Origin of the sequence: Streptomyces sp. CB03238 (assembly GCF_002099185.1) — a bacterium.
Lineage (GTDB): Bacteria > Actinomycetota > Actinomycetes > Streptomycetales > Streptomycetaceae > Streptomyces.
In genome coordinates, this window is the sequence record NZ_NBCN01000019.1 from 89,024 (window position 1) to 115,809 (window position 26,786).

General features: G+C 71.5%; 28 protein-coding genes. 7 read left to right on the forward strand and 21 right to left on the reverse strand.

Annotated elements, in window-relative coordinates:
• Positions 1-172: 172 nt before the first annotated feature.
• The 3 genes from smc to BKD26_RS29165 form a co-directional block, all read right to left on the reverse strand.
• Positions 173-3,727 (reverse strand): chromosome segregation protein SMC, encoded by a 3,555-nt coding sequence (gene smc / locus BKD26_RS29155; RefSeq protein WP_084904290.1) that lies wholly within the window; start codon positions 3,725-3,727, stop codon positions 173-175.
• A gap of 206 nt (positions 3,728-3,933) precedes the next feature.
• Entirely contained in the window at positions 3,934-4,143 is a 210-nt protein-coding gene (locus BKD26_RS29160; protein WP_073754570.1) for a hypothetical protein, read from the reverse strand.
• A 410-nt stretch (positions 4,144-4,553) separates the two neighbouring features.
• Positions 4,554-4,835: an acylphosphatase gene (locus tag BKD26_RS29165; RefSeq protein WP_073754569.1), complete on the reverse strand. Its 282-nt coding sequence runs from the start codon at positions 4,833-4,835 to the stop codon at positions 4,554-4,556.
• A gap of 151 nt (positions 4,836-4,986) precedes the next feature.
• Here BKD26_RS29165 and BKD26_RS29170 point away from each other — a divergent pair, with 151 nt between their 5' ends.
• Entirely contained in the window at positions 4,987-5,850 is an 864-nt protein-coding gene (locus BKD26_RS29170; protein ID WP_084904293.1) for a CAP domain-containing protein, read from the forward strand.
• A gap of 10 nt (positions 5,851-5,860) precedes the next feature.
• Here the strand turns inward: BKD26_RS29170 and mutM are convergent, their stop codons facing one another.
• From mutM to BKD26_RS29215, 9 genes are all read right to left on the reverse strand, one after another.
• Positions 5,861-6,733, reverse strand: coding sequence for a bifunctional DNA-formamidopyrimidine glycosylase/DNA-(apurinic or apyrimidinic site) lyase (gene mutM / locus BKD26_RS29175; RefSeq protein ID WP_084904296.1), 873 nt, complete (start codon positions 6,731-6,733; stop codon positions 5,861-5,863).
• Positions 6,734-6,814: 81 nt separating this feature from the next.
• Positions 6,815-7,753: a ribonuclease III gene (rnc, locus tag BKD26_RS29180; protein ID WP_084904300.1), complete on the reverse strand. Its 939-nt coding sequence runs from the start codon at positions 7,751-7,753 to the stop codon at positions 6,815-6,817.
• Positions 7,754-7,773: 20 nt separating this feature from the next.
• Positions 7,774-7,947, reverse strand: coding sequence for a 50S ribosomal protein L32 (gene rpmF / locus BKD26_RS29185; RefSeq protein ID WP_030496967.1), 174 nt, complete (start codon positions 7,945-7,947; stop codon positions 7,774-7,776).
• A gap of 2 nt (positions 7,948-7,949) precedes the next feature.
• The gene (locus BKD26_RS29190; protein WP_084904402.1) at positions 7,950-8,609 is read right to left on the reverse strand and encodes a DUF177 domain-containing protein; all 660 of its coding nucleotides are present in this window, start codon (positions 8,607-8,609) and stop codon (positions 7,950-7,952) included.
• Positions 8,610-8,728: 119 nt separating this feature from the next.
• A complete protein-coding gene (locus BKD26_RS29195) occupies positions 8,729-9,808 on the reverse strand; it encodes an ATP synthase F0 subunit B (protein WP_084904303.1) in 1,080 nt (359 codons plus the stop codon).
• A 99-nt stretch (positions 9,809-9,907) separates the two neighbouring features.
• Positions 9,908-10,387: a pantetheine-phosphate adenylyltransferase gene (gene coaD / locus BKD26_RS29200; RefSeq protein ID WP_179166750.1), complete on the reverse strand. Its 480-nt coding sequence runs from the start codon at positions 10,385-10,387 to the stop codon at positions 9,908-9,910.
• A 26-nt stretch (positions 10,388-10,413) separates the two neighbouring features.
• Positions 10,414-10,998 carry a 16S rRNA (guanine(966)-N(2))-methyltransferase RsmD gene (rsmD, locus tag BKD26_RS29205; RefSeq protein ID WP_084904309.1) on the reverse strand — a complete coding sequence of 195 codons (585 nt, stop codon included), beginning with the start codon at positions 10,996-10,998 and terminating at the stop codon, positions 10,414-10,416.
• Between the two features lie 69 nt (positions 10,999-11,067).
• Entirely contained in the window at positions 11,068-13,257 is a 2,190-nt protein-coding gene (recG, locus tag BKD26_RS29210; protein WP_084904313.1) for an ATP-dependent DNA helicase RecG, read from the reverse strand.
• Positions 13,258-13,303: 46 nt separating this feature from the next.
• On the reverse strand, positions 13,304-14,947 hold the full coding sequence (locus tag BKD26_RS29215) for a DAK2 domain-containing protein (protein WP_179166748.1): 1,644 nt from the start codon (positions 14,945-14,947) through the stop codon (positions 13,304-13,306).
• 241 nt (positions 14,948-15,188) lie between these two features.
• Between BKD26_RS29215 and rpmB the strand changes: the two genes are divergently transcribed.
• Positions 15,189-15,374 (forward strand): 50S ribosomal protein L28, encoded by a 186-nt coding sequence (gene rpmB, locus BKD26_RS29220; protein WP_064070327.1) that lies wholly within the window; start codon positions 15,189-15,191, stop codon positions 15,372-15,374.
• 84 nt (positions 15,375-15,458) lie between these two features.
• On the opposite strand, the gene thiD is transcribed toward rpmB, so the two are convergent.
• Entirely contained in the window at positions 15,459-16,244 is a 786-nt protein-coding gene (gene thiD, locus BKD26_RS29225) for a bifunctional hydroxymethylpyrimidine kinase/phosphomethylpyrimidine kinase (protein WP_084904407.1), read from the reverse strand.
• Between the two features lie 8 nt (positions 16,245-16,252).
• The gene (locus BKD26_RS29230) at positions 16,253-17,215 is read right to left on the reverse strand and encodes a thiamine-phosphate kinase (protein WP_084904316.1); all 963 of its coding nucleotides are present in this window, start codon (positions 17,213-17,215) and stop codon (positions 16,253-16,255) included.
• Positions 17,216-17,418: 203 nt separating this feature from the next.
• On the opposite strand from BKD26_RS29230, the gene BKD26_RS29235 reads away from it, so the two are divergent.
• Both BKD26_RS29235 and BKD26_RS29240 read left to right on the forward strand, forming a co-directional pair.
• A complete protein-coding gene (locus BKD26_RS29235; RefSeq protein WP_028802415.1) occupies positions 17,419-17,652 on the forward strand; it encodes an Lrp/AsnC ligand binding domain-containing protein in 234 nt (77 codons plus the stop codon).
• Between the two features lie 20 nt (positions 17,653-17,672).
• On the forward strand, positions 17,673-18,167 hold the full coding sequence (locus BKD26_RS29240) for a DUF3515 domain-containing protein (RefSeq protein WP_084904319.1): 495 nt from the start codon (positions 17,673-17,675) through the stop codon (positions 18,165-18,167).
• A gap of 11 nt (positions 18,168-18,178) precedes the next feature.
• Here the strand turns inward: BKD26_RS29240 and BKD26_RS29245 are convergent, their stop codons facing one another.
• The 3 genes from BKD26_RS29245 to BKD26_RS29255 all read right to left on the reverse strand — a co-directional run bounded on the left by BKD26_RS29245 (position 18,179) and on the right by BKD26_RS29255 (position 21,167).
• Positions 18,179-19,327 (reverse strand): D-alanine--D-alanine ligase family protein, encoded by a 1,149-nt coding sequence (locus BKD26_RS29245; protein WP_084904322.1) that lies wholly within the window; start codon positions 19,325-19,327, stop codon positions 18,179-18,181.
• A 62-nt stretch (positions 19,328-19,389) separates the two neighbouring features.
• Positions 19,390-20,418, reverse strand: a complete 1,029-nt coding sequence (locus BKD26_RS29250; protein WP_084904325.1) for an NAD(P)H-dependent glycerol-3-phosphate dehydrogenase — start codon at positions 20,416-20,418, stop codon at positions 19,390-19,392.
• The gene (locus tag BKD26_RS29255) at positions 20,415-21,167 is read right to left on the reverse strand and encodes a lysophospholipid acyltransferase family protein (protein ID WP_084904328.1); all 753 of its coding nucleotides are present in this window, start codon (positions 21,165-21,167) and stop codon (positions 20,415-20,417) included. The genes BKD26_RS29250 and BKD26_RS29255 overlap by 4 nt, the downstream gene beginning before the upstream one ends.
• A gap of 213 nt (positions 21,168-21,380) precedes the next feature.
• On the opposite strand from BKD26_RS29255, the gene cofC reads away from it, so the two are divergent.
• Positions 21,381-22,019 carry a 2-phospho-L-lactate guanylyltransferase gene (gene cofC / locus BKD26_RS29260; protein WP_084904410.1) on the forward strand — a complete coding sequence of 213 codons (639 nt, stop codon included), beginning with the start codon at positions 21,381-21,383 and terminating at the stop codon, positions 22,017-22,019.
• A 10-nt stretch (positions 22,020-22,029) separates the two neighbouring features.
• Positions 22,030-22,233, forward strand: a complete 204-nt coding sequence (locus BKD26_RS29265) for a hypothetical protein (RefSeq protein WP_084904331.1) — start codon at positions 22,030-22,032, stop codon at positions 22,231-22,233.
• Between the two features lie 86 nt (positions 22,234-22,319).
• Here the strand turns inward: BKD26_RS29265 and BKD26_RS29270 are convergent, their stop codons facing one another.
• From BKD26_RS29270 to leuC, 4 genes are all read right to left on the reverse strand, one after another.
• Positions 22,320-22,991, reverse strand: coding sequence for an HU family DNA-binding protein (locus BKD26_RS29270; RefSeq protein ID WP_084904334.1), 672 nt, complete (start codon positions 22,989-22,991; stop codon positions 22,320-22,322).
• 141 nt (positions 22,992-23,132) lie between these two features.
• Positions 23,133-23,360, reverse strand: a complete 228-nt coding sequence (locus tag BKD26_RS29275; RefSeq protein WP_084904337.1) for a hypothetical protein — start codon at positions 23,358-23,360, stop codon at positions 23,133-23,135.
• 368 nt (positions 23,361-23,728) lie between these two features.
• The gene (leuD, locus tag BKD26_RS29280) at positions 23,729-24,322 is read right to left on the reverse strand and encodes a 3-isopropylmalate dehydratase small subunit (protein WP_084904340.1); all 594 of its coding nucleotides are present in this window, start codon (positions 24,320-24,322) and stop codon (positions 23,729-23,731) included.
• 6 nt (positions 24,323-24,328) lie between these two features.
• Positions 24,329-25,753, reverse strand: a complete 1,425-nt coding sequence (gene leuC / locus BKD26_RS29285) for a 3-isopropylmalate dehydratase large subunit (RefSeq protein ID WP_084904343.1) — start codon at positions 25,751-25,753, stop codon at positions 24,329-24,331.
• Positions 25,754-25,941: 188 nt separating this feature from the next.
• On the opposite strand from leuC, the gene ndgR reads away from it, so the two are divergent.
• Positions 25,942-26,658, forward strand: a complete 717-nt coding sequence (gene ndgR, locus BKD26_RS29290) for an IclR family transcriptional regulator NdgR (protein WP_017947593.1) — start codon at positions 25,942-25,944, stop codon at positions 26,656-26,658.
• The last annotated feature ends 128 nt before the right edge of the window (positions 26,659-26,786 follow it).

A 26,786-nucleotide genomic window follows, 5' to 3' on the forward strand; every position in this document is an offset into this window, starting at 1 on the left:
CAGTGGCGCACAACTTCACGCCGCCCACCACTTGAAGGTAAAAGCAACGTTGCAGAGACTATTCCTTCAAGTTTCGAAGTCAAGGGTCTTTGGGATGTGAATCTGAGCGCACGGCGTGTCGGCTTGTGTTCACGACTTGAAGCAATCAGGCAGGGGCGGTCCGCCCGGCGGCTCAGCGGAGGCGCTGGCTGATGACCTTCGAGACGCCGTCTCCCTGCATGGACACGCCGTAGAGCGCGTCGGCGACCTCCATGGTCCGCTTCTGGTGGGTGATCACAATCAGCTGGGAGCTCTCCTGGAGCTCCTGCATGATCCGGATCAGCCGCTGGAGGTTGGTGTCGTCGAGCGCCGCCTCGACCTCGTCCATCACGTAGAACGGGCTCGGCCGCGCCTTGAAGATCGACACCAGCATGGCGACGGCCGTCAGCGACCGCTCCCCGCCGGACAGCAGCGACAGCCGCTTGACCTTCTTGCCGGGCGGGCGTGCCTCGACGTCCACGCCCGTGGTGAGCATGTTGTCGGGGTCGGTCAGCACGAGCCGTCCCTCGCCGCCCGGGAAGAGCCGCGAGAAGACGCCCTCGAACTCGCGGGCCGTGTCGCGGTACGCCTCCGTGAAGACCTGTTCGACGCGTTCGTCCACCTCCTTCACCACCTGAAGGAGGTCGGCCCGCGTCTTCTTCAGGTCCTCGAGCTGCTCGGACAGGAACTGGTGGCGCTCCTCCAGCGCCGCGAACTCCTCCAGCGCCAGCGGGTTCACCTTTCCGAGCTGTTGGTACGCCCGTTCGGCCGACTTCAGGCGCTTTTCCTGTTCGGCCCGGACGAAACGTCTCGGCTGGTTGCGCGGGTGGTCCGGGTCTTCCGGAAGCTCCTCGCCCTCGGCGGGCAAGGACGGCGGGACCAGCTGGTCGGGGCCGTACTCGGCGATGAGCACGGCCGGCTCCACGCCCAGCTCCTCCAGCGCCTTGGTCTCCAACTGCTCGATGCGCAGCCGCTTCTCCGCGCCCAGCACCTCGCCCCGGTGCACCGAATCCGTCAGCTTGTCCAGCTCGCCCTTCAGGTCCCGGCCCTGGGCGCGGGCCGCCGACAGGTCCTCCTCGCGCGCCGCCTTGGCCGCCTCGGCCGCCGCCCGCTCCCGCTCGGCCCGTACGAGGGACACTTCCACGTGCGCGAGGAGCTGACGGGCTCCGGAGGCGACGGCCGCGGCGACCTCCGCCTCGTGGCACAGCCGGGCGCGGCGCTGCTCGGCACGCGCGCGTGCCTCCCGTTCGGCGCGGGCGGCCCGGTCGAGGGCGTCGGCGCGGCCGGCCAGGCCCTTGACCCGCTCCTCGTGCGTACGCGCCTGGAGGCGGGCCTCCATCTCGGTCTGGCGGGCGTTGGCGCCGTCGGCGGCGAGCCGGTCGCGTACGGAGGTGTCGGGCTCCTCCTCGGCCGGCGCCTCCTCGGCGACGAGCAGCCGCTCGGCCAGCTCCTCGGCCTCCTCGGTGGCCTTCTCCAGGGCCTCCTGGGCGCGGGCGGCGGCCGCGGCGGTGCGCTCGGCCTCGCCCGCGGCGCCGCGCGCCTGGCCGGCGAGCCGCCCGAGAGCCTGGGCGACGGAGGACTTCTCCCGGTCGGCCGCCCGGCACCGCTCGGCCAGTTCCTCGACCCGCGCCGCGGAGGTACGGCGCCGCTCGGTGGCCTCGGCCTGCGCGGCGGCGAGCTCCTCACACCGAACGGCCAGCTCGGCCAGCTGGGCGGCTGCCTCGTCGACGGACGCCTGCACCTCCAGCAGGCTCGGCGCCCCGGCCGACCCGCCGTGCGCGACGTGCGCCCCGAGGACGTCGCCCTCCGCGGTGACGGCGACCAGCCCGGGGCGGGCGTACACCAGGTCCTCGGCGTCCTCCAGGGTGGCCACGACCACGACGTCCCGCAGCAGCCGCCGCACGGCCGGCATCAGCTCCTCGGGCCCGCGCACCAGGTCCACGGCGTACGTACGGCCCTCTTCGCGTACGTCACCGGTGGGGCCGCCCGGCAGGCCGCCCAGCAGCAGCGCGGCGCGCCCCGCGTCCTGTTTGCGCAGCAGCCGGATGGCCTCGGCGGCCGTCGCCGGGTCCCGCACCGCGACCGCGTCGGCGGCCGCGCCCAGGGCGGCGGCGACGGGCACCTCGTACCCGGGCGTCACGGTGAGCAGCTCGGCGGCCGGACCCAGCAGGCCGGCGAGGCGGTCGGCGGCGCCCAGCAGCGCGCCCGTCCCGTCCTTGCGGCGCAGCCCCAGCGCCAGGGCCTCCTGCCGGGCCTGGGTCGCGGCCCGCTTCCGCTCCGCCGCGGTGGCGGCCTCCCGCGCGGCGGTGAGCGCGGCCTCCGCGTCGGCGAGCTCCCGCTTGGCCGCCTCGTGCTGCTCGGCGAGCTCGGCGTCGCCCGCGTCCAGCCCGTCGACCTCCGCCTTGAGCGCCTCGTACTCCTCCTGCGCGGCGACCGCCCGCTCCTGTGCCTCGTCGCGGGCGGCGGCCAGCCGGTCGATCTCGGCCTGGGCGGAGGCGGCGCGGGAGCGGGCGGCGCCCACCTGCCCGCTCAGCCGGGCCAGGCCCTCGCGCCGGTCGGCGATCGCCCGCGCCGCGTCCTTCAGGCGCCGCTCCTCCACCGCCAGCTCCCGCTCCAGCTCGGCACGGTGGGCGACGGTGTCCTCCAGGGCCCGCTCGGCCGCCTCCAGCGCGGCCTCCAGCTCCGCCTCCTGCTCGCGGATCCGGGCGGCCTCCCGCTCCAGGTCCTCGGGGTCGCGGCCACGCCGCTCCTCCACCGGCGGAGCGGTGGCGCTCTTCACCCGGGCGTCGGCCAGCGAGATCGTGCCGCGCACCCGCTCGGCCAGCTGCGACAGCTCGTACCAGGTCTGCTGGGCGCGCTGGAGCCGTGGCGCGAGGCGCCGTACCTCGTCCTCCAGCGCCGCTTCCCGCGCGAGCGCCGCCTTCAGCTCGGCCTCCGCCCGCTCCTTGAGCTCCTTCAGCGCGGCCTCGTCGGCGATCTCGGCCTGCAGCGCCTCCCGGAGGCGTACGAGATCGTCGGCGAGCAGCCGCAGCCGGGCGTCCCGCAGGTCGGCCTGGATGACGGCGGCCCGCCGCGCCACGGCGGCCTGCCGCCCGAGCGGCTTGAGCTGACGGCGCAGCTCGTCGGTGAGGTCCTGTACGCGGGCGAGGTTGGCCTGCATCGCGTCCAGCTTCCGCAGCGCCTTCTCCTTGCGCTTGCGGTGCTTGAGGACGCCGGCGGCCTCCTCGATGAACGCCCGGCGGCCCATCGGGTCAGCGTGCAGCACGGAGTCGAGCTGGCCCTGGCCGACGATGACGTGCATTTCCCGGCCGATACCGGAGTCGCTGAGGAGATCTTGGATATCGAGCAGCCGGCAGGTGTCGCCGTTGATCTGGTATTCGCTGCTGCCGCCCCGGAACATGATCCGCGTAATGGTGACTTCGGCGTAGTCGATGGGCAGCGCGCCGTCGGAGTTGTCGATGGTGAGGGAGACCTCGGCGCGGCCGAGCGGGGGCCGCCCGGTCGTCCCGGCGAAGATGACGTCCTCCATCTTGCCGCCGCGCAGCGACTTGGCCCCCTGTTCCCCCATGACCCAGGAGAGCGCGTCCACCACATTGGACTTGCCCGAGCCGTTCGGCCCCACGACGCACGTGATTCCCGGTTCGAACCGGAGGGTGGTGGCGGAGGCGAACGACTTGAAACCGCGCAGGGTCAGGGCCTTGAGGTGCACGCCCCCGGACTTTACCCGCCGCTTCCCGTTTGCCCCATGAACGTGCAGGGCAGATCAGAGGTTAAGGATCAGTGGAACGCCGGTGACGGCGGGGGAAGGAAAAGAAAGAAGGGACGCCGAAGCGTCCCTTGCATATCTCGCGAGAGTGTTTCTCACCCTGCCCGATACCGACGTGCCGATACGGGCCTGGCTGACGGGGGCTGGGTTCAGGTGAGCGCAGGCTCCGCCTTGGGTACGTCGATGTCGATGCCGTCGAGCAGCGACTCGCTGTGTGCGGCGGCGTTCAGCGCATCGTTCTCGGACTGAATCCGTACGAGCTCGGACTCGAGGTCCTGGACGCGCTGCTGAAGCCGTCGCATCTCGGCGAGAAGTCGCGGGTCGGAACCGCCGACATAACCGAGAAGCGCCTTTGCCATGACTTTTGGTCCTCCACACTGAGTGACCGACCGAAGCGGTGTGGGTCGTGAGGGATTCGCACCCGCGGTGTCCAGCAGTGGTGGTGCCGCTGCGGTTCTTACTGCCAAACAGCTAAGGTGCGCGGGGCTTCCAGAGTCTCACCAAAAAGTTTGACGGTCAACACGATCACGCCCCGCATCAAGGGGCAACCGGGGAGCCTGCGGCCGCGAATGGTGCGGCGGCGCCTCGCGCTGCGGTGCCCAGGGGCGTGCGGATGATCCATCGGGGCCTTTCGATCATCCTTACCCGCGCAGCCTGGCATGACAACCGATTCTTGGCAACCACCAGGTCATTTCTGCCGTGCGCACATGCTGCCGGCAGTTCCAGGGGTCCCAGCGCGCGAACCCGGCCGCCGCCGCGACCAAGATCGTCAGCGGATCGCGAAGCCGTCGTAACCGCCGCGGGGGGTGTCCCAGATCTCGGTGACTCCGTCGACGCGCCCGGGAGTGTCGCCGGAGCGAAGCCACTCCAGCAAACGGTGGCAATTCTCACTCGGCCCCTCGGCCACTACCTGCACGCGCCCGTCGTCCAGATTGGAGGCGAAACCCGTAAGGCCGCCGATCTCCAGAGCGTTTGCCCTGGTGAACCAGCGGAAGCCCACTCCCTGTACTCGACCGCGTACCCAGGCGGTGAGCCGTGCGTCTTCGTTCATGGCTGCACGCTAACCGGCCAATTGCACTCGGAGCACTTCTCCCCCACGCGTCATGGCGTACAGTCCCGACGAAATGAGCCTCACCCGTTCGGGCGAGTGACCGAATGACCTTGACGTACGGACCAGACGTCGAAGCAGGAAGGCACAGCAGATGGGACGCCACCGGAAGAAGCGGGCCGTGGTGCCCGTACGCACCGGGCTGCTCGGCGCCTCCGCCGCGATGGCGGTCGGCGCCGTCGCCGTGACCTCCGGCCTGCTGCCCGGTGGCGACACCTTCACCATCGGCGGCAGCGGCTCGGGCGAGCGCGTCCACGCCGGGAGCTCCCCCGAGCTGGACGCCCAGGGCGGCTCCGGCGCCACGCCCGAGCGCCCGTCGACGGCCGCCAGCCGGAGCGCCGAGCGGACCCTCGCGCCGTCCAAGGCCCCCTCGGCGACGCCGTCCGCACCCGCCTCCTCCACGCCGCCGAAGCAGACGAAGGCCCCGGCGCCGAAGAAGACGGCCACCAAGAGCGCGACACCCACCCGCACGGCGACGCCCACGCCGAAGCGGACCGCCGAGCGGCCCAAGGCCCCGTCGGTCCCGTCGTCCGTCCCGTCCTCCGTCCCCTCCTCCGCCGCTGCCGCCGACACCGGCCGGGAGGCGGCCGCCGAGGCCGCGGTGCTCGGCCTGGTCAACGCCGAGCGCGCCAAGGTGGGCTGCAGCCCGGTGCAGGCGTCCCGCGGGCTGGCGGCGCTGGCCGGCGCGTACAGCAAGGACATGGCCGAGCGCGGCTTCTTCTCGCACACCGACCCCGACGGGGCGTCGCCCTGGGACCGCGCCGCGAAGGCGGGCGTCGAAGGCCTCGCGGCGGAGAACATCGCCCGGGGCCAGGCGGACGCCGAGGCCGTGATGGAGTCCTGGATGAACAGCGACGGGCACCGCGCCAACATCCTCAACTGCGACTACACGCGGATCGGCGTCGGGGTGCACTTCGCCGAGGGCGGCCCCTGGTGGACCCAGAACTTCGGCTTCTGACGCGGGGGCGTCACGACGAGGTGCGCGGCACCGTACGCGGCGGGCGCTGGCAGCGCGGGCAGTAGTAGCTGGACCGGTTCATCCAGGGGCGGCGGCGCATCGGCGTGGCGCACCGCCGGCACGGCTCGCCCTCACGGCCGTACGCGTCCAGGGAGCGGTCGAAGTACCCGGACTCGCCGTTGACGTTGACGTACAGGCTGTCGAAGCTGGTGCCGCCGACCGCGAGCGCGGCCGTCATCACGTCCCGTACGTGGCCGAGCAGCTCGGCGGAGCGGGGGCGGGTCAAGCTCGCGGTGGGACGGTCGTAGTGGAGGCGGGAGCGCCACAGCGCCTCGTCCGCGTAGATGTTGCCGACGCCGCTGATCAGCGACTGGTCCAGCAGGGCCCGCTTGACCGTCGTACGGCGGAGGCGCAGCGCCGTGTGGAAGGCGGCGTCGTCGAAGTCCGGGTCGAGCGGGTCGCGGGCGATGTGCGCGATGGCCTGGGGCAGCCCGTCCGGGGTGTTCTCGTGGAGCGAGAGCCCGCCGAAGGTGCGCTGGTCGACGAAGCGCAGTTCGGTGCCGAGCTCGTCGGCGAAGCGGATACGAATCCGCAGGTGTTTCTCGTCCGCCGCGTCCTCCGGCTGCACCAGCAGCTGGCCGCTCATGCCCAGGTGCCCGAGCACGGACGCGTCGCTGTCCTCCAGCGGCAGCCACAGGTACTTCCCGCGCCGTCGCGCGACGCCGAAGCGGTGTCCCTTGAGGCGGGCCGCGAAGTCCTCGCCGCCCGCGAGGTGCCGCCGTACGGCACGGGGGTGCAGGACGTGGACGTCGGCCACGGTCCGGCCGCTGACCCAGCGCTCCAGGCCGCGCCGTACGACTTCGACCTCGGGCAGCTCGGGCACGGGACTCCTCCGGGGGACGGACGGTGGATGGGAAAGCCCCGCCGCACCGATGAGGTGCGGCGGGGCCGGAAGCGAAGAAGCTCAGGCCGTGGCCGAGTCGGCCGCCGGGGTCTGAGGAACTCCGGAACCCGAAGAGGTGTCGGCGGCCTCTTCGGAGTGGGAACCGGAGCCCGTGCCGTCGCCGGAACCGTCGCCGGAACCGTCGTCGGCACCCGTGCCGTCGTCAGGGACGGCGGACGGAGCGGATTCAGCCGCGGCCTTGGCCGCAGCCTTGGCCGCGGCCTTCGCCGCCGCCTCCCGTTCGTCCGCGGCGGCCCGGATGGCCCGCCAGGCGGACTCCGCCGCCTGCTGCTCCGCTTCCTTCTTGCTGCGGCCGGTGCCGGTGCCGTACGAGACACCACCGACGCGGGCAGCAGCAGTGAAGGTCTTCTCGTGGTCCGGTCCGGTCTCGGTGACCAGGTACTCCGGAACGCCGAGACCCTCGGCCGCGGTGAGTTCCTGGAGACTGGTCTTCCAGTCCAGGCCGGCGCCGAGGTTCGAGGACTTCTCGATCAGCGGGTCGAAGAGCCGGTGTACCAGCTCGGACGCCGCTTCGAGGCCCTGGTCGAGATAGACCGCGCCGATCACCGCTTCCAGGGTGTCGGCGAGGATGGATGCCTTGTCCCGGCCTCCGGTGCCTTCTTCGCCCCGGCCCAGCCGGATGAAGGAGCCCAGGTCGAGGCCGCGGCCGACCTCCGCCAGCGCACGCGAGTTGACCACCGCGGCCCGCAACTTGGCCAGCTGGCCTTCGGGCAGGTCGGGGTGGGTGCGGTACAGCGTGTCCGTGACCACCAGGCCGAGCACGGAGTCCCCGAGGAACTCCAGGCGCTCGTTGGTGGGCAGGCCGCCGTTCTCGTACGCGTACGAACGGTGGGTCAGCGCACGCACCAGAAGGGCGGACTCGAGGTGGTACCCGAGCCGCCCTTCCAGAAGCGTGTGGGACGAGGCCGTGTTCTCCGCCTGCTTCTTGGCGTCAGACATCGCGCCTCTCACCAGCCCGCTCAGACCGAGAGGACCTGGCGCTTGTTGTACGTGCCGCAGCTCGGGCACGCGATGTGCTGCTGCTTCGGCTCCTGGCAACGCTCACACGAAACCAGGGTGGGGACCGCAGCCTTCCACTGCGACCGGCGGTGGCGCGTGTTGCTGCGCGACATCTTCCGCTTCGGAACAGCCACGGCTACTTCTCCTGCTTCTCGTCGACGCCCGCTTCGGCGCCGCTCATGTTGTCCTTCTCGTCGGTTCCGAGTGAACCGGCGAGTCCCTGCAGTGCCGCCCAACGGATGTCGACGGCGTCATGGTGGTGGTCCGGGTTCTCGTTCAGGTTGGCCCCGCATTCGGCGCACAACCCGGCACAGTCCTCCCGGCACACCGGCTGCATCGGTAGTGCGAGCACCACCGCATCACGCAGCACGGGCTCGAGGTCGAACATGCCGTCCTCGAGGGGGGTGATGTCCTCGTCGTCCTCGGCATCGTCGTCCGCGGCCGCCTTGCGGTGGCCCCGGTCATCGGTGTCGGGGTACGAGAACATCTCCTGGAAGCCCGCAGCAACCTCCTGGCGCAGCGGCTCCAGACACCTTACGCACTCCCCCTCGGCCGACGCACGGGCGGTGCCTGTGACAAGCACCCCTTCCATGACCGACTCGAGACGGAGGTCCAGCTCGACGGGCGAGCCCTGCGGCACGCCGATGACCCCGTCGATGCCGAGGTCCACGGGGGCCTCGACCGTGCGGGACAGCCGCTGGAGGGCACCGGGACGCCGACCCAGCTCGTGCGTGTCGAACACGAGGGGGTTGCGGTGGTCGAGGCGCGTACTCAGGGCTTTTCCTGCTTTCGGAATCGTTCGGGGGGTGCCCGGCGTCAAAATGTGAGCCGACGCGGGCACGCGGGATCGCGGACGTACTCGCGACCGAAGAGCCAGGATACTGGACGCTTCGCTCACAGCCCAATCCGGGCCGGTCAGTGCCCTTGTCCGTGGCCGTGCCCCTGCCCGTGACCCTGCTCGTACTGACGGAGCTGGTCCAGGTCGATCATGCTCGTGTCGAAGAAGCTCGTCTCGTCGAGCGCGGCGGCCTGGGGCTGATGGGCCTGCTGGGGCTGCTGCTCGTACGGGTACGGCTGCTGGGCATAGCCCTGGCTCTGGCTCTGGTCGTAGCCCTGGTACGCGTACGGGTCCTGCTGGTAGGCGTAGGCGTCCTGGGTCTGGTGGGGCTGCTGGTAGGCGTACGGGTCGGGCTGCTGCTGGGCCGGGATGTGGGCCGCCGCCGGCTGCACGGGCTGCGGTACGGGCTGCCGGCCCGGCTCCGGGTCGGCCAGCTCCGCCAGGCCGGCCAGGTAGTCGGCGTCGCTGGTGTGCTGCCGCCCGCCGCCGGCCGCGTCCTGGGCGGCCATGTGGGCACCCAGATCGTCGGTGGCGATCCGGCCGTGCAGCTTCTGGCGGCCGCGGCCGACCGCCTCCAGGGTCTTGGTCAGCACGGCCTCGAAGGCGCTGATCTTGGCGTCGACGTACTCGTCCGCGCGCCGGATCAGGGTCTGCGGGTCCGCGCTGTACTCGGGGGCGTCCTCGTCCGCGTACCCCTGCTCGTCGAGGCCGGGGCCCCGGCCGAGGAGCTTCTCGCGGCCGCGGTCGACCGAGCCGATGGTCTTGGTGAGGACGACCTCGAAGTTGGCGAGCTTGGAGTCGACGTAGTCGTCGGCCTCGGCACGGACCTCCTCGGCCTCCCGGCGGGCCTCGGCGAGGATGCGGTCGGCCTCCTCCTGGGACTGGCGGGCGATCTGGGTGTCGGAGATCAGCGAGCCGCGCTGGGCGTGGGCGGCCTCGATGATCCGCTCGGCCTCCTGGCGGGCCTGCTCGACCAGCTGCTCGCGGCCGCCGATCAGCTCCTGGGCCTGGGCCAGCGAGCCGGGCAGGGCCTGGCGCAGCTCGTCGAGCATCCCGAGCAGCTCGGCGCGGTTGACCACGCAGGAGGCCGACATGGGCATGGAACGGGCGCTCGCGACCGTCTCGACGATCTCGTCGAGCTTCTTCTGCACGTCCACCGTGTGCTCGCCACTCTCTACAGCCGGATTGGAGACGGACGGGACGACTGTAAGGCCAGTCGGCCGGAGCCCGACACCGGGTGACGGGCTGTCAGTTGCTCACTTCTCGCCCAGCCGCTTCACCAGGGCCTCGTGGACGACCGGCGGGAGGAGGTGGGAGACGTCACCGCCCCAGGCGGCGACCTCCTTGACCAGGGAGGAGGACAGGAAGCTGTAGGTGGGGTTGGTCGGGACGAAGAGGGTCTCGACACCGGAGAGGCCGTTGTTCATCTGGGCCATCTGGAGTTCGTAGTCGAAGTCGCTGACCGCGCGCAGCCCCTTGACGATGGCGGGGATGTCGCGCTCCTTGCAGAAGTCGACGAGCAGGCCGTGGTGGGACTCCACCTTGACGTTGCCGTACTCACTGGTGACCTGGCGGATGAGTTCCATCCGCTCCTCGACGGTGAACAGGCCCTTCTTGGACTGGTTGATCATCACCGCGACGTGGACGACGTCGTACAGCTTGGAGGCGCGGGCGATGATGTCGAGGTGTCCGTTGGTGATGGGGTCGAACGACCCCGGACAGACTGCGCGGCGCAACTGAAGTCCCTCGCTCTCCGAACCGGTCATCGTGCGTCTTCGCACGTAGAGGCGGCGCGACCGTACCAAAACGTTCCCTCGCCGTAGCGACGGGCCCGTAGCGGTTCGAAACCGTCCGGCCAGGTGAATTCTCCGCCCCTGGTGCTGCGCTCCACGGTGACGAGCGCGGCGTCGGCGAGCCAGCCTTTGGTGCGGAGTGTGAGGAGGATCTCGCCAAGATCGTCGTCGGAGACGGCGTACGGCGGGTCGAGGAAGATCACGTCGTACGGCTGCGCCGGCGCCGGTCCTGTCACGATCTGTTCGGCTTTGCCGGCGCGGACCTCGGCGCCGGGCAGGCCGAGTGCCCGGACGTTCTCGCGGACCGTGCGGGCGGCCCGCTGGTCGGCCTCGACGAGCAGGGCGTGGGCGGCGCCCCGGGAGAGCGCCTCCAGGCCGACGGCGCCGGACCCGGCGTAGAGGTCGGCGATCCGGATGCCGTCGAGCGTCCCGAGGAGCGCCTCCCAGGTGGAGAACAGCCCCTCGCGTGCCCGGTCGGAGGTGGGGCGGGTGCCGTTGCCCGGCGGCACGGCCAGGCGGCGTCCGCCGGCCGCGCCGGCGATCACGCGGGTCATCTGAGGTCCTTAGCCGTCCTGTGGATGCTGGTGACTCCACGATATGGGCTCAAGCGGGATGTGCACCGGTCAGCCCTTCTCCAGGTACTGCTCGCGCTCCTGGTCGAGCAGGGCGTCGAGGGCGGTGCGCAGCTCCGGGAGGCGCTCCAGCTCGGGGTCGGCGCTGACGACCGCGACGGCCTCCTCGCGGGCGGCCGCGATGACGTCCTCGTCCTCGATGACGGCGAGCATCCGGAGGCTGGAGCGCACCCCGGACTGGGCCTGGCCGAGCACATCGCCCTCGCGGCGCTGTTCGAGGTCGATACGGGAGAGCTCGAAGCCGTCGAGAGTGGAGGCGACGGCGGTCAGGCGCTGCCGGGCGGGGCTCGCCTCGGGCATCTCGGTGACCAGCAGGCACAGACCGGGGGCGGAGCCCCGGCCCACGCGGCCGCGCAGCTGGTGCAGCTGGGAGACGCCGAACCGGTCCGCGTCCATGATGACCATGGCGGTGGCGTTGGGGACGTTGACGCCGACCTCGATGACGGTCGTCGCGACGAGGACGTCCGCGTCCCCGGCGGCGAAGCGGCGCATGACGGCGTCCTTGTCGTCGGGGGCCATCCTGCCGTGCAGCACCTCGACGCGGAGGCCCGCCAGGGGGCCCTTGGCGAGCTGGTCGGCGATGTCCAGGACGGCGAGCGGGGGCCGCTTCTCGGCGTCGTCCTCCGGGGACTTCTTCTTGGGCAGGTCCTCGTCGTCACCGATGCGGGGGCAGACCACATACGCCTGGTGCCCGTTCTCCACCTCTTCGCGGACCCGCTCCCAGGCGCGGGCCAGGAAGTGCGGCTTGTCGGCGGCCGGGACGACATGGCTGGCGATCGGCGAGCGGCCGGCGGGGAGCTGGTCCAGGACGGAGGTCTCCAGGTCGCCGAAGACGGTCATCGCGACCGTGCGCGGAATGGGCGTGGCGGTCATGACCAGCAGGTGCGGGGGCTGCTTGCCCTTGCCGCGCAGGGCGTCGCGCTGCTCGACCCCGAAGCGGTGCTGCTCGTCGACGACGACCAGGCCCAGGTCGTGGAACTGGACCTTGTCCTCGATCAGCGCGTGGGTGCCGATGACGATGCCCGCCTCGCCGGTGACCAGGTCGAGCAGCGCCTGGCGGCGGGCGGCGGCGCTCATCGAGCCGGTGAGCAGGACGACCTTGGTGGCCTGCTCGGCGCCGCCCAGCATCCCACCTTCGGCCAGCTCGCCCATCATCTCCGTGACCGACCGGTGGTGCTGCTGGGCGAGGACCTCGGTGGGGGCGAGCATGGCGGCCTGGCCCCCCGCGTCGACGACGGCGAGCATGGCCCGCAGCGCCACCATGGTCTTTCCACTGCCCACCTCGCCCTGGAGGAGGCGGTGCATCGGGTGCTCGGTAACCAGGTCGTCGAAGATCTCCTTCGAGACCTTCTGCTGGCCCTCGGTGAGCGTGAACGGCAGCTTGGCGTCGAAGGCGTCCAGCATTCCGCCCGGCACCGGTTTGCGTGCCACGGCGGGCAGTTGGGTGTCGGCGTACCGCCGGCGGGCGAGGGCGACCTGGAGGACGAACGCCTCGTCCCACTTGAGCCGGTCACGGGCCTGGGCGATGTCCTCCTTGGTGCGCGGCCGGTGGATCTTGCGCAGGGCGGCGGGGAGGCCGGTCAGGCCCCGGCCCTCGCGGAGGGCGGGCGGCAGCGGGTCGGCGGCGTCCGCCGCGCTGGGCAGCACCGCGTCGACCGCCTTGGCGATCTTCCAGGACTCCAGCTTGGTGGTGGCCGGGTAGATCGGGATGAGGGCCCCGGCCCAGCTGTCCACGGCGCTCTCGCCGTCCTCGCCGCGCAGCAGCTCGTAGGCGGGGTGGGCGAGCTGCGTCTTGCGGTTGAAGACGGAGACCTTGCCGGCGAACATCGCCCGGGTGCCGGGCAGCAGGTCCTTGTGCGGCTTGTGGACGCCCTTGCCGAAGAAGACCAGCTGCAGCCGTCCGCTGCCGTCGGTGATGGTCACCTCCAGCCGCTGGCCGCGCCCCTTGGCACTGTTGAACGTCAGCACCCGGGCGTCCGCGACCCGGGCGACCACGGTGACGTGCTCGTCCAGCGGCAGGTCGGCGAGGGTGGTGAGCTCGCCGCGCTCCGCGTACCGCCGCGGGTAGTGGTGGAGCAGGTCGCCGACGGTGTGCAGGTCGAGGTGCTCGGCCATCACCTTGGCGGTGGCGGCGCCGAGCTGCTTCTTCAGTGGTTCGTCGAGAGCTGACACGTCTCCCATTGCACACCACGGCACTGACAGGCGTGCGCACCTGTGGACGGACGCGCTATTCGACGCCGATCAGCAGCAGGGGGGCCTGGGGGCCGCCGGAGTAGATGACCGTGTCGACCGCGAGGTGGGTTTCGCGTACGTGGGTCTCCAGGCGGCCCGCGAGACCGTCGGGGGCGTCGTCGGCGAGGACGAGGGTGACCAGTTCGCCGCCCGCCGAGAGCATGCGGTCCAGGACCGTCTCCGCGATGGTCGCCACGTCGTGGCCGATCACGGCGACGTCGCCGTCGATCAGGCCGAGCACGTCGCCGGCCTGGCAGACGCCGGCGGAGGTGAACGACTGGCGCTCGGCGAGGGCCAGTTCGCCGTAGCGGGTGGCGCCCGCCGCGGCGGTCATGGCGACGACGTCCTCGTCGAAGCGCCGGTCGGGTTCGTGGACGGCGAGGGCGGCGATGCCCTGGACGGCGGCGCGCGTGGGGACGAGGGCGACCCGGATGCCCTCCGCACGCGCCTGTTCGGCGGCGGCGGCCGCGGTGTGCCGCAGGGCGGCGTCGTTCGGAAGCAGGACGACCTCGCGCGCGTGGGCGCGCCGGATGGCCTCGACGAGTTCGCCGCTGGCCGGCGGCTCGCCGGGCCGGGCCAGCACCGTCGTCGCGCCCGCCTCGGCGCACAGGTGGGCGAGCCCCTCGCCGGGCAGGACCGCCACCACGGCGCGCCCCGCGCGTTCCTCGGGAGCCGCCTCCGTACCGAAGTGCGTGATCCGGATCCGGTACGGGCGCCCCGCCTCCACGCCCGCCTCCACCGCAGCGCCCGCGTCGTCGACGTGCACGTGGACGTTCCACAGCCCGTCGCCGCCCACCACGACGAGCGAGTCGCCGAGCCCGTCGAGCCGGTCGCGCAGCCGCGCCACGGCCGCGTCGTCGGCCTCCAGCAGGTAGATGACCTCGAAGGCCGGTCCGGCCTCCGAGCACGGCTCCGCGGAGGGCAGCACGGTCGCCCGGGGCGCACGCGGGGTCCGCGCGGGCGCCTCCCCCGACACGGCCTCCACCAGCGCGCCCAGCACCGTGACGAGCCCGCGCCCGCCCGCGTCCACCACACCGGCCCGCTCCAGCACGGCGAGCTGCGCGGGCGTGGCCTCCAGGGCCGCGCGGGCCCCCGCGTACGCGGCGCGCGCGACCGCCGCCACATCGGAACCACCGGTCACATCCGAACCGCCGGTCGCATCCGAACCGCCGGCCACATCGGCTCGCCCCGCCGCGGCGGACGCGGCCGCTGCCGCCACGCTCAGGATGGTGCCCTCGACGGGGTGCGCCACCGCCTCCCGCGCGGACACCGAGGCTCTCCGCAGCGCCCTGGCGAGGTGGTCCGCGTCACGGCCTTCGGCGAGGACCTCGCTCATGCCCCGCAGCAGCTGCGACAGGATCGTCCCGGAGTTCCCCCGGGCGCCGATCAGCGCGCCGTGCGCCATGGCGCGTACGGTGTCGGCGAAGTCGGGAGCCGTGATGGCGGCGAAAACCGCCTCCACCGCCTGGGAGGCGGACTCGACCGTCAGGTACAGGTTGGTGCCGGTGTCCCCGTCCGCGACCGGGTAGACGTTGATCGCGTCGATCTCCTCGCGCTCCCGGCCGAGCGCCTCCAGCGCCAGTGAGCACCAGCTACGGACCACTGCGGAATCGAGCGCCTGCGGCAGGGTCTGCGGCACCTGGTGTCCTCCTCGAGCAGCGCTGACTGCACCGCAGCGTAGACCCCGCCCCAGGCCGGGGCCCTGGGCGGGGGCCGGGCGAACCGTGGTAGTTTCGTTGAACCGAAGCAGTCGTTGTATGCTGCTCCGGTTGCCCGATGAAAGTCGGGCCATTCCCCCGGCAACGCCACTTCAGTCACCAGATCTGATTCCGGCTCGCCGGATTTCACTGTAAGTGCATCTGAAGTCTTTGGAGTGACCCGTGGCTGCCAACTGCGACGTCTGCGGCAAGGGGCCGGGCTTCGGCAACAACATCTCGCACTCGCACCGCCGTACGTCTCGTCGCTGGAACCCGAACATCCAGCGCGTGCGTGCCGTGGTCAGTGGGACGCCGAAGCGGCTCAACGCCTGCACCTCGTGCATCAAGGCCGGCAAGGTCTCGCGCTAACGCCGACGTCGGTTCGTCGTAGCGCAGCCTCTGCGGTTGCCTTGAAAAGCCGGTCCACCTCGGTGGACCGGCTTTTTGCCGTGCTCAGGACCTGAAGCGCCACCCGTGGTCCACCGGCCCGATGCCGCCGCCCAGCGCGAACCCGGCCGCGATCGCCCCGGTCACGTACTCCTTGGCGGCCCGTACGGCCTCCGGCACGGCCAGGCCCTTGCCGAGGCCCGCCGCGACCGCCGAGGCGAGCGTGCAGCCCGTCCCGTGGGTGTGCCGGTTGTCGTGCCGGGGCGCGCGAAGCCAGTGCTCCTCCGTGCCGTCCGTCAGCAGGTCCACGGCGTCCCCGGCCAGGTGCCCTCCCTTGATGAGCGCCCAGCGCGGCCCGTACTCCAGCACGGCCGCGGCGGCCCGCCGCAGATCGTCCTCGCCCTCCACCGTCACGCCGGTGAGCTGGGCCACCTCGTCCAGGTTGGGCGTCGCCACGGTGGCGACCGGCAGCAGCCGCTCGCGCACCGAATCGAGCGCGGAGGCGGCCAGCAGCGAGTCCCCGTGCTTGGACACCCCGACCGGGTCGACGACCACGGGCGCGTCCGTCCCGGCCAGCAGCTCCGCGACCGCCTCCACGAGCGGCGCCGACGCCAGCATCCCGGTCTTCACGGCCTGTACGCCGATGTCGTCGACGACGCTGCGGTACTGGGCCCGCACCGCCTCCACCGGGAGCTCCCAGGCCCCCTGGACGCCCAGCGAGTTCTGCGCGGTCACGGCGGTGATCACGCTCATGCCGTGCACGCCGAGCGCCAGCATGGTCTTCAGATCGGCCTGGATGCCGGCCCCGCCGCCGGAGTCGGACCCGGCGACGGTCAGGACGTTCGGGATCACGCGGGGTGTCACTCGCCCTCCCCGAAGTGGTCCCAGCCGCCCGCGGAGTGCCAGGGCGCGCCGTCGACGGTCACCTGGGGCAGGGCGGAGGGGTTGAGGACCTCGCCGATGACCTTCCAGCGGGCCGGCAGCTTCACGTCGGGCGGGAAGGTCGCGACGATCGCGTGGTCCTCACCTCCGGTGAGGACCCACTGCATGGGGTCGACCCCGACGGCCTGGCCGATGTCGTTCATCTGGGTCGGGATGTCGATGAGCCCGGAGCGCAGGTCGATCCGCACCTTGCTGGCCTCGGCGATGTGCCCGAGGTCGGCGATCAGGCCGTCGCTGACGTCGCACATGGCGGTCGCGCCCAGCCCGGCCGCCGCCGGGCCGGCGTGGTAGGGCGGTTCCGGCCGCCGGTGGGCCTCGACGAAGGCGCGCGGCGAGCGGAAACCGCGCGAGAGGACCGCGTACCCGGCCGCCGACCAGCCCAGCCAGCCGGTGTACGCGACGACGTCGCCGGGCTGCGCCCCGCCCCGGGTGACCGGTTCGTGGTTGCGCAGGTCGCCCAGCGCCGTGATGGCCACGGTGATCGTGTCGCCGCGTACGACGTCGCCGCCGACCACGGCCGCGCCCGCGACCTGGCACTCGTCGCGCAGCCCGTCCATCAGCTCGGTCGGCCAGGTCACCGGCAGTTCGGCGGGGACGACCAGGCCGAGCAGCAGTGCGGTGGGTACGGCGCCCATGGCGGCGATGTCCGCGAGGTTCTGCGCGGCGGCCTTGCGGCCGACGTCGTACGCGGTGGACCAGTCGCGGCGGAAGTGCCGTCCCTCCAGCAGGATGTCCGTACTGGCCACCACACGCCGGTCGGGTGCGGCCACGACCGCGGCGTCGTCGCCGGGGCCGATCCGTACCGCCGGGGTGGAGGTGAGCCGGGAGGTGAGCTCCCTGATCAGCCCGAACTCCCCCAACTCGCCGACAGTGCCCTTCATCGCTGTGCCCCTTCTGCCCCAGTGCGGTTGCGGTCGCGACCCGTCACTGCTGTAGGTACCGTCAAGTAGACCGTCAACTCGGTGCTTCGTGCGCCGGCCTCGCGCGCCACCGGCCGCGCGGGTCTCCCCGCTGCCCGCGGCGACGCGGTACCGTGGCGTCCCTTTCTTCTCCACAAGATCCTCGTGGCCGCCCTGGAGGTTCCGTGGTACAGGCGTACATCCTTATTCAGACCGAGGTGGGCAAGGCGTCGACGGTCGCCGAGACCATCTCCAAGATCCCGGGGGTGATCCAGGCCGAGGACGTCACGGGCCCGTACGACGTGATCGTGCGCGCCCAGGCCGACACGGTCGACGAGCTCGGCCGCATGGTGGTCGCGAAGGTCCAGCAAGTGGACGGGATCACACGGACCCTGACCTGCCCGGTCGTACACCTGTAGCCCCCGTCTACCCTGAGCCGGTGACGTCTTCGCACCGGCTTCGCCGCCTGCCCGCCCTGCCCTTCGCCACCGCCGCGGCCGCCGCTGTCCTGCTGGCGGCCGTGGGCTGTTCCCCGACGGACGCCGAGGTGTCCGTCGCGGTTCCCAGCCCGCCGCCGGAGGAAGCCGCCCTGTGCGGCGCGCTGCACGAGGAGCTGCCCGAGACCGTCGCGGGACTCGGCCGGAATGATCCGGAGCCGGGTTCCGATCTGACCGCCGGATGGGGGGACGGGGCGATCGTACTGCGCTGCGGTGTCCCCCGGCCCGCCCGGATGAGCGATCCCCGTGCGGAGGGCGTCGAGGCGGGCGGGGTGAACTGGATGCTGGAGCAGCGCGAGGGTGACGGGCCCCGCTTCACCTCCACGGCACGCGAGACGTACGTGGAGGTGTCGCTGGACGAGCGGTTCGCGCACGATGCCAGCCCGCTCGCGGCGCTCGCCGGCGCCGTGAAGAAGACCGTCCCCCCGAGCGTGTAGCCCGCTCGTGACTACCGCAGGCCGGTCGGGCGGCGCAGGGCGGCCTGGATGAGCCGGTCGACGAGCTCCGGGTAGCTGACGCCGCTCTCCTGCCACATGCGCGGGTACATGGAGATCGGCGTGAAGCCCGGCATGGTGTTGATCTCGTTGATGACGAACTCGCCGTCGTCGGTGAGGAAGAAGTCCGCGCGCACCAGGCCCTCGCAGGACGCCGCCTCGAACGCGGCGATGGCGAGGCGCTGCACCTCGGCGGTCTGCTCCGGGGTGATCGGGGCGGGGACGACACCGGAGGCCGAGTCGATGTACTTGGCCTCGAAGTCGTAGAAGTCGTGGTCGGTGACGGGCGGGATCCAGGCGGGTACGGACGCGCGCGGGCCGTCCTCGAACTCCAGCACGCCGCACTCGATCTCGCGGCCGGTCAGCAGCGACTCGACGATGACCTTGGGGTCATGGCGGCGGGCCTCCTCGATGGCGTCTTCCAGCCCGGAGAGGTCGTCGACCTTGGTGATGCCCACCGAGGAGCCGCCCCGGGCGGGCTTCACGAACAGCGGCCAGCCGTGCTCGGCGGCGAAGCCGACGATCTTGTCACGGGCGGCGGAAGGATCCTGCTCCCACTCGCGGGGGCGGATCACCTCGTACGGGCCGACAGGCAGCCCGAAGGAGACGAAGACCCGCTTCATGTACTCCTTGTCCTGGCCGACGGCCGAGGACAGCACGCCGGCGCCGACATAGGGCACGCCGGCGAGCTCCAGGAGCCCCTGGAGGGTGCCGTCCTCGCCGTACGGGCCGTGCAGCACCGGGAAGACGACGTCGACGTCTCCGAGGACCTTGGGGACCGAGCCGGGCTCGCTGTAGACGACCTCGCGGCTGCCGGGGTCGACGGACAGCACGACGCTGCCCTCGTCGGACTCGGCGAGGTCGGCGACGTTCGGCAGCGTGCGGTCGGCGATGGCCATCCGCTCCGGTTCGTCGGCGGTCAGCGCCCAGCGGCCGTCGGTGGTGATGCCGATGGGGAGCACGTCGTACGTGTCCCGGTCGATGGCGCGCAGGACGGCGCCGGCCGTGACGACGGAGATGGCGTGCTCGGAGCTGCGGCCGCCGAAGACGACGGCCACGCGCGGCTTGCGCCCGGTGCTGGTGGGGAGGTTCTCGCTGCTCATATCGCGTTGAGCGTACCCGCTCCTTCCGGTCGCGTCAGCGACCGGTCGGCCGCCGGTTCGTGTCAGCGCCGCTCGGGCTTGGCGGCGCGCGCCATCAGCTCCTTGAGCGCCACCATGGGCGGCTTTCCTTCGTGGACGATGCCGACGACGGTCTCCGTGATGGGCATGTCGACGTCATGGCGACGGGCCAGATCCAGTACGGATTCACAGGACTTGACGCCTTCGGCGGTCTGCTTGGTGACCGCGATGGTCTCCTGCAGGGTCATACCCTTGCCGAGGTTGAAGCCGAAGGTGTGGTTGCGGGAGAGCGGCGAGCAGCAGGTGGCGACCAGGTCTCCGAGTCCGGCCAGGCCGGAGAAGGTCAGCGGGTCGGCGCCCATCGCCAGTCCGAGGCGGGTCGTTTCGGCCAGGCCGCGGGTGATGAGCGAGCCCTTGGCGTTGTCGCCGAGGCCCATGCCGTCCGCGATGCCGACGGCCAGCCCGATGACGTTCTTCACGGCGCCGCCGAGTTCGCAGCCGACGACGTCGGTGTTGGTGTAGGGGCGGAAGTACGGGGTGTGGCAGGCGGCCTGGAGCCGCTGGGCGACGGCCTCGTCGCGGCAGGCGACGACGGCCGCGGCGGGCATGCGGGCGACGATCTCCTTGGCGAGGTTGGGGCCGGTGACCACGGCGACGCGGTCCTCCGGCACCTCGGCGACCTCCTGGATGACCTCGCTCATCCGCTTGGCGGTGCCCAGTTCGATCCCCTTCATCAGGGAGACGAGGACCGTGCCGGGGGCCAGCTCCGGCGCCCATGCGGCGAGGTTGCCGCGCAGCGTCTGGGAGGGGATGGCCAGCACCGTGAAGTCGGCGTCGTGGGCCGCTTCGGCGGGGTCGGTGGTGGCGCGTACCGACTCGGGCAGTTCGGTGCCCGGGAAGTAGTCCGGGTTGGCGCGGGTGGTGTTGATGGCGTCGGCGACCTCCTGGCGGCGGCCCCAGAGGGTCACCTGGCAGCCGGCGTCGGCGAGCACCATGCCGAAGGCCGTACCCCAGGAGCCGGTTCCGAAGACGGCTGCTTTCACGGGGCGTCCTGCCGTGTCGGGGCGTGTCACTTCGCTTCCTCCCCTGCGGCCCTGCGCCGCTGTTCCAGGCGGGCCTTGCGGTGGTCGTACGGCGTGGCGGGGGCCTTCTCGCCCCGGACCTCCTCCAGGAGGGAGGTGATCGCGGCCATGATGGCCTCGGTCGCCTCGCGGAGCACCTCCGGGGTGGGTTCCTTGTCGTAGAACCGGTTGAGGTCGACGGGCGGGCCGGCCTGCACGATCAGTGTCTTGCGCGGGAGGAGGCGGAACTTGTTCTCCTTGGCGTACGGCGGCATCGCCAAGTTGGCGCCCCACTGGGCGACGGGGATGACCGGCACCTTGGTGAGCAGGGCGACGCGGGCGGCGCCGGTCTTGCCCGCCATGGGCCACATGTCGGGGTCGCGGGTGAGGGTGCCCTCGGGGTAGAAGGCGACGCATTCGCCCCGCTCGATGGCGGCGACGGCGGCGCGGAAGGCGTCCAGCGCGTTGGTCGTCTCGCGGTAGACGGGGATCTGTCCGGTGCCGCGCAGCATGGTGCCGACGAACGACCCCTTGAAGAGGTCCGCCTTCGCCAGGAAACGGGGAACGCGTCCGGTGTTGTACTGGAAGTGTCCGTACGACAGCGGGTCCAGATAGGAGTTGTGGTTGACGGCGGTGATGAACCCGCCCTCGGCCGGAATGTGCTCCGTTCCCCGCCAGTCCCGCTTGAACAGAACCACCAGTGGCGGTTTTGCGATGACCGCCGCAAGGCGGTACCAGAAGCCGATTCTGCGGCGGGACACTCGGACACCTTCCTGTGGGACTGGCTTGCCGGGGGTCAAGTGTCGCCCCGGGCCCCTGGTCTGTCGAGAACACCGTACGCCCCGCCTCGGACACCGGCGCCCCCGGTCGCACCGGGCCCGCGCCACAATGGGCCCCGACGCGCACGGCCTGCCGAATGGCGGCCCCGAGGAAGGAGAGCCGCCACGAACGCCGACCCGACCGGCTCCTGGTCCCTGGTCGTCCCGCTGAAGCCCCTTGTACGGGCCAAGAGCAGGCTCGCGGGCGCCGCCGGTCCGCTGGTGCGGCCTCGGCTGGCGCTGGCTTTCGCGCAGGACACGGTGGCGGCGGCACTGGCCTGCCCGGCGGTGCGGGATGTGTCCGTCGTCACGGACGATCCGGTGGCGGCGCTCACGCTCGGTGCCCTGGGGGCGCGGATCGTTCCGGACGCCCCGGCCGCGGGCCTGAATGCCGCACTGGCGTACGGGGCGGAGAGGGTACGCGCGCGGCGCCCCGGCGCACCGGTGGCGACCCTGAACGCCGATCTCCCGGCACTTCGGCCGGCGGAACTGTCGCGGGTGCTGGCCGTTGCCTCGGAATTCCCGCGCGCTTTTCTCCCGGATGCCGCCGAAATCGGCACGACTTTGCTGTCGGCGGGGCCCGGAGTGGAATTGCGCCCGGCTTTCGGCGGGGAGTCGCGGCGCCGGCATTTGTTGTCGGGTGCGGTGGAAATCCGGCTGGACGGCGTCCCCTCCGTACGCCAGGACGTGGACACGGGCGACGATCTGCGGGCCGCGCTGGGGCTGGGTGTGGGGCCGCGCACGGCGGAGCGGTGGGCGGTGGACGTCCGAGCGGCGGGCGGGGCGGCCGGATAAGCTGCCGTTCATGCAGGCGACCGCGTACACGTACGACCCCGAATCCCGCAGCGGGAGTGTGCTGCTCGACGACGGCACCCCGGTGGACTTCTCCACCGCGGCCTTCGACGCGGGCGGGCTGCGGCTGCTGCGGCCGGGGCAGCGGGTGCGGATCGAGACGGAAGGGCAGGGCGACGCCCTGCGGATCACACTGGTGACGCTCCAGACGTTCTGACCCTCCGGTTCCCCACGCACCGCGGGCCGGGCTCCCTCTCGGGGAGCCCGGCCCGGCGTGTGAGCGGCCCTGGGGCCTCGTGCCGCTTACTTGCTGCGCGAGGCGGTCTTCTTGGCGGTGGTCTTGCGCGCCGTCGTCTTCTTGGCGGGTGCCTTCTTCGCCGTGGCCTTCTTCGCCGGCGCGGTCTTCTTGGCGGTGGTCTTCTTGGCCGCCGCGGTGGTGGTCTTCTTGGCCGGCGTGGCCTTCTTCGCCGTGGTCTTCTTGGCCGGGGTGGCCTTCTTGGCGGTGGTCTTCTTGGCCGCCGCGGTGGTGGTCTTCTTCGCCGGGGTGGCCTTCTTCGCTGCGGTCTTCTTCGCCGCCGCCGCGGTGGTCTTCTTGGCGGCGGCCTTCTTGCCGGCGGCCTTGGCGATGGTGGGCGGCGGGCCCGAAAGGCTGCCCTTGGGCGCCTTCTTGACGGCGACCTCGCCACCCTTGGGGAGCTTCTTCGAGCCGCTGACCAGGTCCTTGAAGCCCTGACCGGCACGGAAGCGCGGAACGGAGGTCTTCTTGACCCGCACGCGCTCACCCGTCTGCGGGTTGCGGGCGTAACGGGCCGGACGGTCGACCTTCTCGAACGAGCCGAAGCCGGTGACCGAGACCCGGTCACCCCCCACCACGGCACGGACGATCGCGTCGAGTACCGCGTCGACAGCATCGGCGGCCTGCTGACGGCCGCCCATCTTGTCGGCAATCGCTTCTACGAGCTGCGCCTTGTTCACGTCTTCCCCTTCGGAGACATTGCCGGAACGAAAGTGTTCAAGCTTTTTCGCACGTTAGGCAGATATATACCGCAAATCAAACACGAAACGGGCTAATCACCCTAGTGCCGCAACGAAGTCGGCCGCCGCGGAGTTCGAGTGTCAGTCCCCTTCAGGGAATCGGCCTTCGTCGACGTCCTTCATCAACCGGTCCAGCCGTCTTGCCGCGCCTGCGAGATCGTGCTTCGCCACGGCCGTGATGGCCAACAGCTTCCGGGACAGCGTCATCCTTACGCCCTCCGGGACTTGCAGTTCACGCACTCGGGTGTGCGCTTCTTTCAGCCGGGCCGCGACGGCCTGATAGAGCTCGAGTTGGCTGTCGCGTTCCATGCGCCGATTGTGCCATCTGGGGCGAGTTGTCGCCTCCGTAGGGGGTAACTGGCCTGCTGCGGCGGCGTTTCGGGACCTGCGTACGGCCTCACCGGCCGGCCACCCTTCGAACCGCAAATGCCCGCCGTCATAAGGAAGTTGAAGCACTCCACCACCCCCTCGGCAGGCTCTGGGAGGGGTGCACCAGGACGCGGGAACGGCGTCAGCCGGATGGCCCCTCGGGTGCCTCTCACGATGACAGGCAAGGTCACTTTCGGCCATCGTCCCCACGGTTCGCGCGGCGGAGTTGAGCGCGTGCATACGACGGTGCCCCCGGCCGTGGATCGGCCGGGGGCACCGGATGGTGACGCGTGGGGCTGGCGGGAGGCTCAGACCTCCAGGGTGCGCGGCTTGTACGAGGGGCGCTTCGCCTCGTACGCCGCGATGTCCGCCTCGTTCTGCAGCGTGATGCTGATGTCGTCCAGGCCGTTCAGCAGCCGCCAGCGGGCGTTCTCGTCGAGTTCGAAGGCAGCGGTGATGCCCTCGGCGCGCACCTCACGCGCCTCGAGGTCGACGGTGACCTCCGCCTGCGGGTCGGCCTCGGTCAGCTCCCACAGCGCGTCCACGGTCTTCTGGTCGAGGACCACGGTGAGCAGGCCGTTCTTCAGCGAGTTGCCACGGAAGATGTCGGCGAAGCGGGAGGAGATGACGGCCTTGAAGCCGTAGTTCTGCAGCGCCCATACGGCGTGCTCGCGCGAGGAGCCGGTGCCGAAGTCGGGGCCGGCGACCAGGACCGTGGCGCCCTGCCGCTCGGGGCGGTTGAGGACGAACTCGGCGTCCTTGCGCCAGGCCTCGAACAGGCCGTCCTCGAAGCCGTCGCGGGTGACCTTCTTCAGCCAGTGCGCCGGGATGATCTGGTCGGTGTCGACATTGCTGCGGCGCAGCGGGACGGCCCGGCCGGTGTGGGTGGTGAAAGCTTCCATGGTTGCTCAGACTCCGGCGGTCGCGGGGGCTTCGGACAGGTCGGCGGGCGAGGCCAGGTGGCCCAGTACCGCGGTGGCGGCGGCGACCTGGGGCGACACCAGGTGGGTGCGGCCGCCCTTGCCCTGCCTGCCCTCGAAGTTGCGGTTGGAGGTGGAGGCGGAACGCTCGCCGGGCGCGAGTTGGTCGGGGTTCATGCCCAGGCACATCGAGCAGCCCGCGTGCCGCCATTCGGCCCCGGCCTCCTTGAAGACCTTGTCCAGGCCCTCCTCGACGGCCTGCAGGGCGACCCGGACCGAGCCGGGGACGACCAGCATCCGTACGCCGTCGGCGACTTTGCGGCCGCCCAGGATGGCGGCGGCGGAGCGCAGGTCCTCGATGCGGCCGTTGGTGCAGGAGCCTACGAAGACGGTGTCGACCTTGATGTCGCGCAGCGGCTGCCCGGCGGTCAACCCCATGTACTTCAGGGCGTTTTCGGCGGCCAGGCGCTCCGAAGCGTCTTCGTACGAAGCCGGGTCGGGGACGGACGCCGAGAGCGGCGCTCCCTGGCCCGGGTTGGTGCCCCAGGTGACGAAGGGGGCCAGCTCGGCGGCGTCGATGACGACCTCGGCGTCGAAGACCGCGTCCTCGTCCGTCCTCAGGGTCTTCCAGTAGGCGACCGCCGCGTCCCAGTCCTCGCCCTCGGGCGCGTGGGCGCGGCCCTTGAGGTAGGCGAAGGTGGTCTCGTCCGGGGCGATCATGCCCGCGCGGGCGCCGGCCTCGATCGACATGTTGCAGATGGTCATACGGGCTTCCATCGAGAGTTTCTCGATGGCGGAGCCGCGGTACTCCAGGACGTATCCCTGGCCGCCACCGGTGCCGATCTTCGCGATGATCGCCAGGATCAGGTCCTTGGCGGTGACGTCCTCGGGCAGCTCGCCGTCGACCGTGATCGCCATGGTCTTGGGGCGGGCCATGGGCAGCGTCTGGGTGGCCAGGACGTGCTCGACCTGGGAGGTGCCGATGCCGAAGGCGAGCGCGCCGAAGGCGCCGTGCGTGGAGGTGTGCGAGTCGCCGCAGACCACGGTGGTGCCCGGCTGGGTCAGGCCCAGCTGCGGTCCCACGACGTGGACGACGCCCTGCTCGACGTCGCCCAGCGGGTGCAGGCGGACGCCGAAGTCGGCGCAGTTCTTGCGCAGCGTCTCCAGCTGGACCCGGGAGACCGGGTCGGCGATCGGCTTGTCGATGTCGAGGGTGGGGGTGTTGTGGTCCTCGGTCGCGATGGTGAGGTCGAGGCGCCGCACCTGCCGGCCGCTCTTGCGCAGGCCGTCGAAGGCCTGGGGGCTGGTCACCTCGTGCAGCAGGTGCAGATCGATGAAGAGGAGGTCGGGCTCGCCTTCGGCGCGCCGGACGACATGGTCGTCCCAGACCTTCTCCGCGAGAGTCCTACCCATCGCTTTCCCTCCGGCCGGCGTGGTGTGCCGGCACCTCTAGAGATCAGTGGGCCCACGCCCGTAAACCCACGTTTCACGTGCTGGACGTCGACATCGGACCCGTTGGTCCGCGGGCCGTACGTACAGGGTGGCAAGTTCCTGGAGAAATTGAACTTGCGTTTCACAGAGTGAGACGTGAATATCGTTGCATGGACAACTCTAGCGGCGTCGGCGTTCTCGACAAGGCAGCTCTGGTATTGAGCGCCCTGGAGTCCGGTCCGGCCACCCTCGCCGGGCTGGTCGCGGCGACAGGGCTCGCACGACCCACGGCACATCGCCTTGCCGTGGCACTGGAACACCACCGGATGGTGGCGAGGGACATGCAGGGCCGGTTCATCCTGGGCCCGCGGCTGGCGGAGCTCGCCGCCGCGGCCGGCGAGGACCGCCTGCTGGCCACGGCCGGACCGGTACTGACTCATCTGCGTGACGTGACCGGGGAGAGCGCGCAGCTCTACCGGCGCCAGGGCGACATGCGCATCTGCGTCGCCGCGGCGGAGCGGCTGTCCGGTCTGCGGGACACCGTGCCGGTCGGCTCCACGCTCACCATGAAGGCCGGCTCCTCCGCCCAGATCCTCATGGCCTGGGAGGAGCCGGAGCGGCTGCACCGGGGGCTTCAGGGCGCCCGCTTCACGGCGACGGCCCTGTCGGGCGTACGGCGCCGTGGCTGGGCCCAGTCGATCGGTGAGCGCGAACCGGGCGTGGCGTCGGTCTCCGCGCCCGTACGCGGCCCGTCGAACCGCGTGGTGGCCGCCGTGTCGGTCTCGGGGCCGATCGAGCGCCTGACCCGCCACCCGGGCCGGATGCACGCCCAGGCGGTCATCGACGCCGCCGCCCGCCTGTCCGACGCCCTGCGCCGCTCCGGCTGACCCCTCCGTCCCTGCTGCCGACTCCCGGCTCACCGCTTCAACGCCGCAGCGGTGGGCCGGAGTTGTCTCATCTCCCTCGTCCCTGCCCGTGGAACACTCCGTGGAACACGAAAAAGCCCTCCCCTGCT

Coding starts and splice junctions, on each gene's coding strand:
- BKD26_RS29160 (WP_073754570.1), bottom strand. CDS start 4,143: ATGGCAAAGGCGCTTCTCGGTTATGTCGGCGGTTCCGACCCGCGACTT.
- BKD26_RS29165 (WP_073754569.1), bottom strand. CDS start 4,835: ATGAACGAAGACGCACGGCTCACCGCCTGGGTACGCGGTCGAGTACAG.
- BKD26_RS29170 (WP_084904293.1), top strand. CDS start 4,987: ATGGGACGCCACCGGAAGAAGCGGGCCGTGGTGCCCGTACGCACCGGG.
- rnc (WP_084904300.1), bottom strand. CDS start 7,753: ATGTCTGACGCCAAGAAGCAGGCGGAGAACACGGCCTCGTCCCACACG.
- rsmD (WP_084904309.1), bottom strand. CDS start 10,998: ATGACCCGCGTGATCGCCGGCGCGGCCGGCGGACGCCGCCTGGCCGTG.
- recG (WP_084904313.1), bottom strand. CDS start 13,257: ATGGGAGACGTGTCAGCTCTCGACGAACCACTGAAGAAGCAGCTCGGC.
- BKD26_RS29230 (WP_084904316.1), bottom strand. CDS start 17,215: ATGAAGGGCACTGTCGGCGAGTTGGGGGAGTTCGGGCTGATCAGGGAG.
- BKD26_RS29245 (WP_084904322.1), bottom strand. CDS start 19,327: ATGAGCAGCGAGAACCTCCCCACCAGCACCGGGCGCAAGCCGCGCGTG.
- BKD26_RS29265 (WP_084904331.1), top strand. CDS start 22,030: ATGCAGGCGACCGCGTACACGTACGACCCCGAATCCCGCAGCGGGAGT.
- BKD26_RS29275 (WP_084904337.1), bottom strand. CDS start 23,360: ATGGAACGCGACAGCCAACTCGAGCTCTATCAGGCCGTCGCGGCCCGG.
- leuD (WP_084904340.1), bottom strand. CDS start 24,322: ATGGAAGCTTTCACCACCCACACCGGCCGGGCCGTCCCGCTGCGCCGC.
- leuC (WP_084904343.1), bottom strand. CDS start 25,753: ATGGGTAGGACTCTCGCGGAGAAGGTCTGGGACGACCATGTCGTCCGG.
- ndgR (WP_017947593.1), top strand. CDS start 25,942: ATGGACAACTCTAGCGGCGTCGGCGTTCTCGACAAGGCAGCTCTGGTA.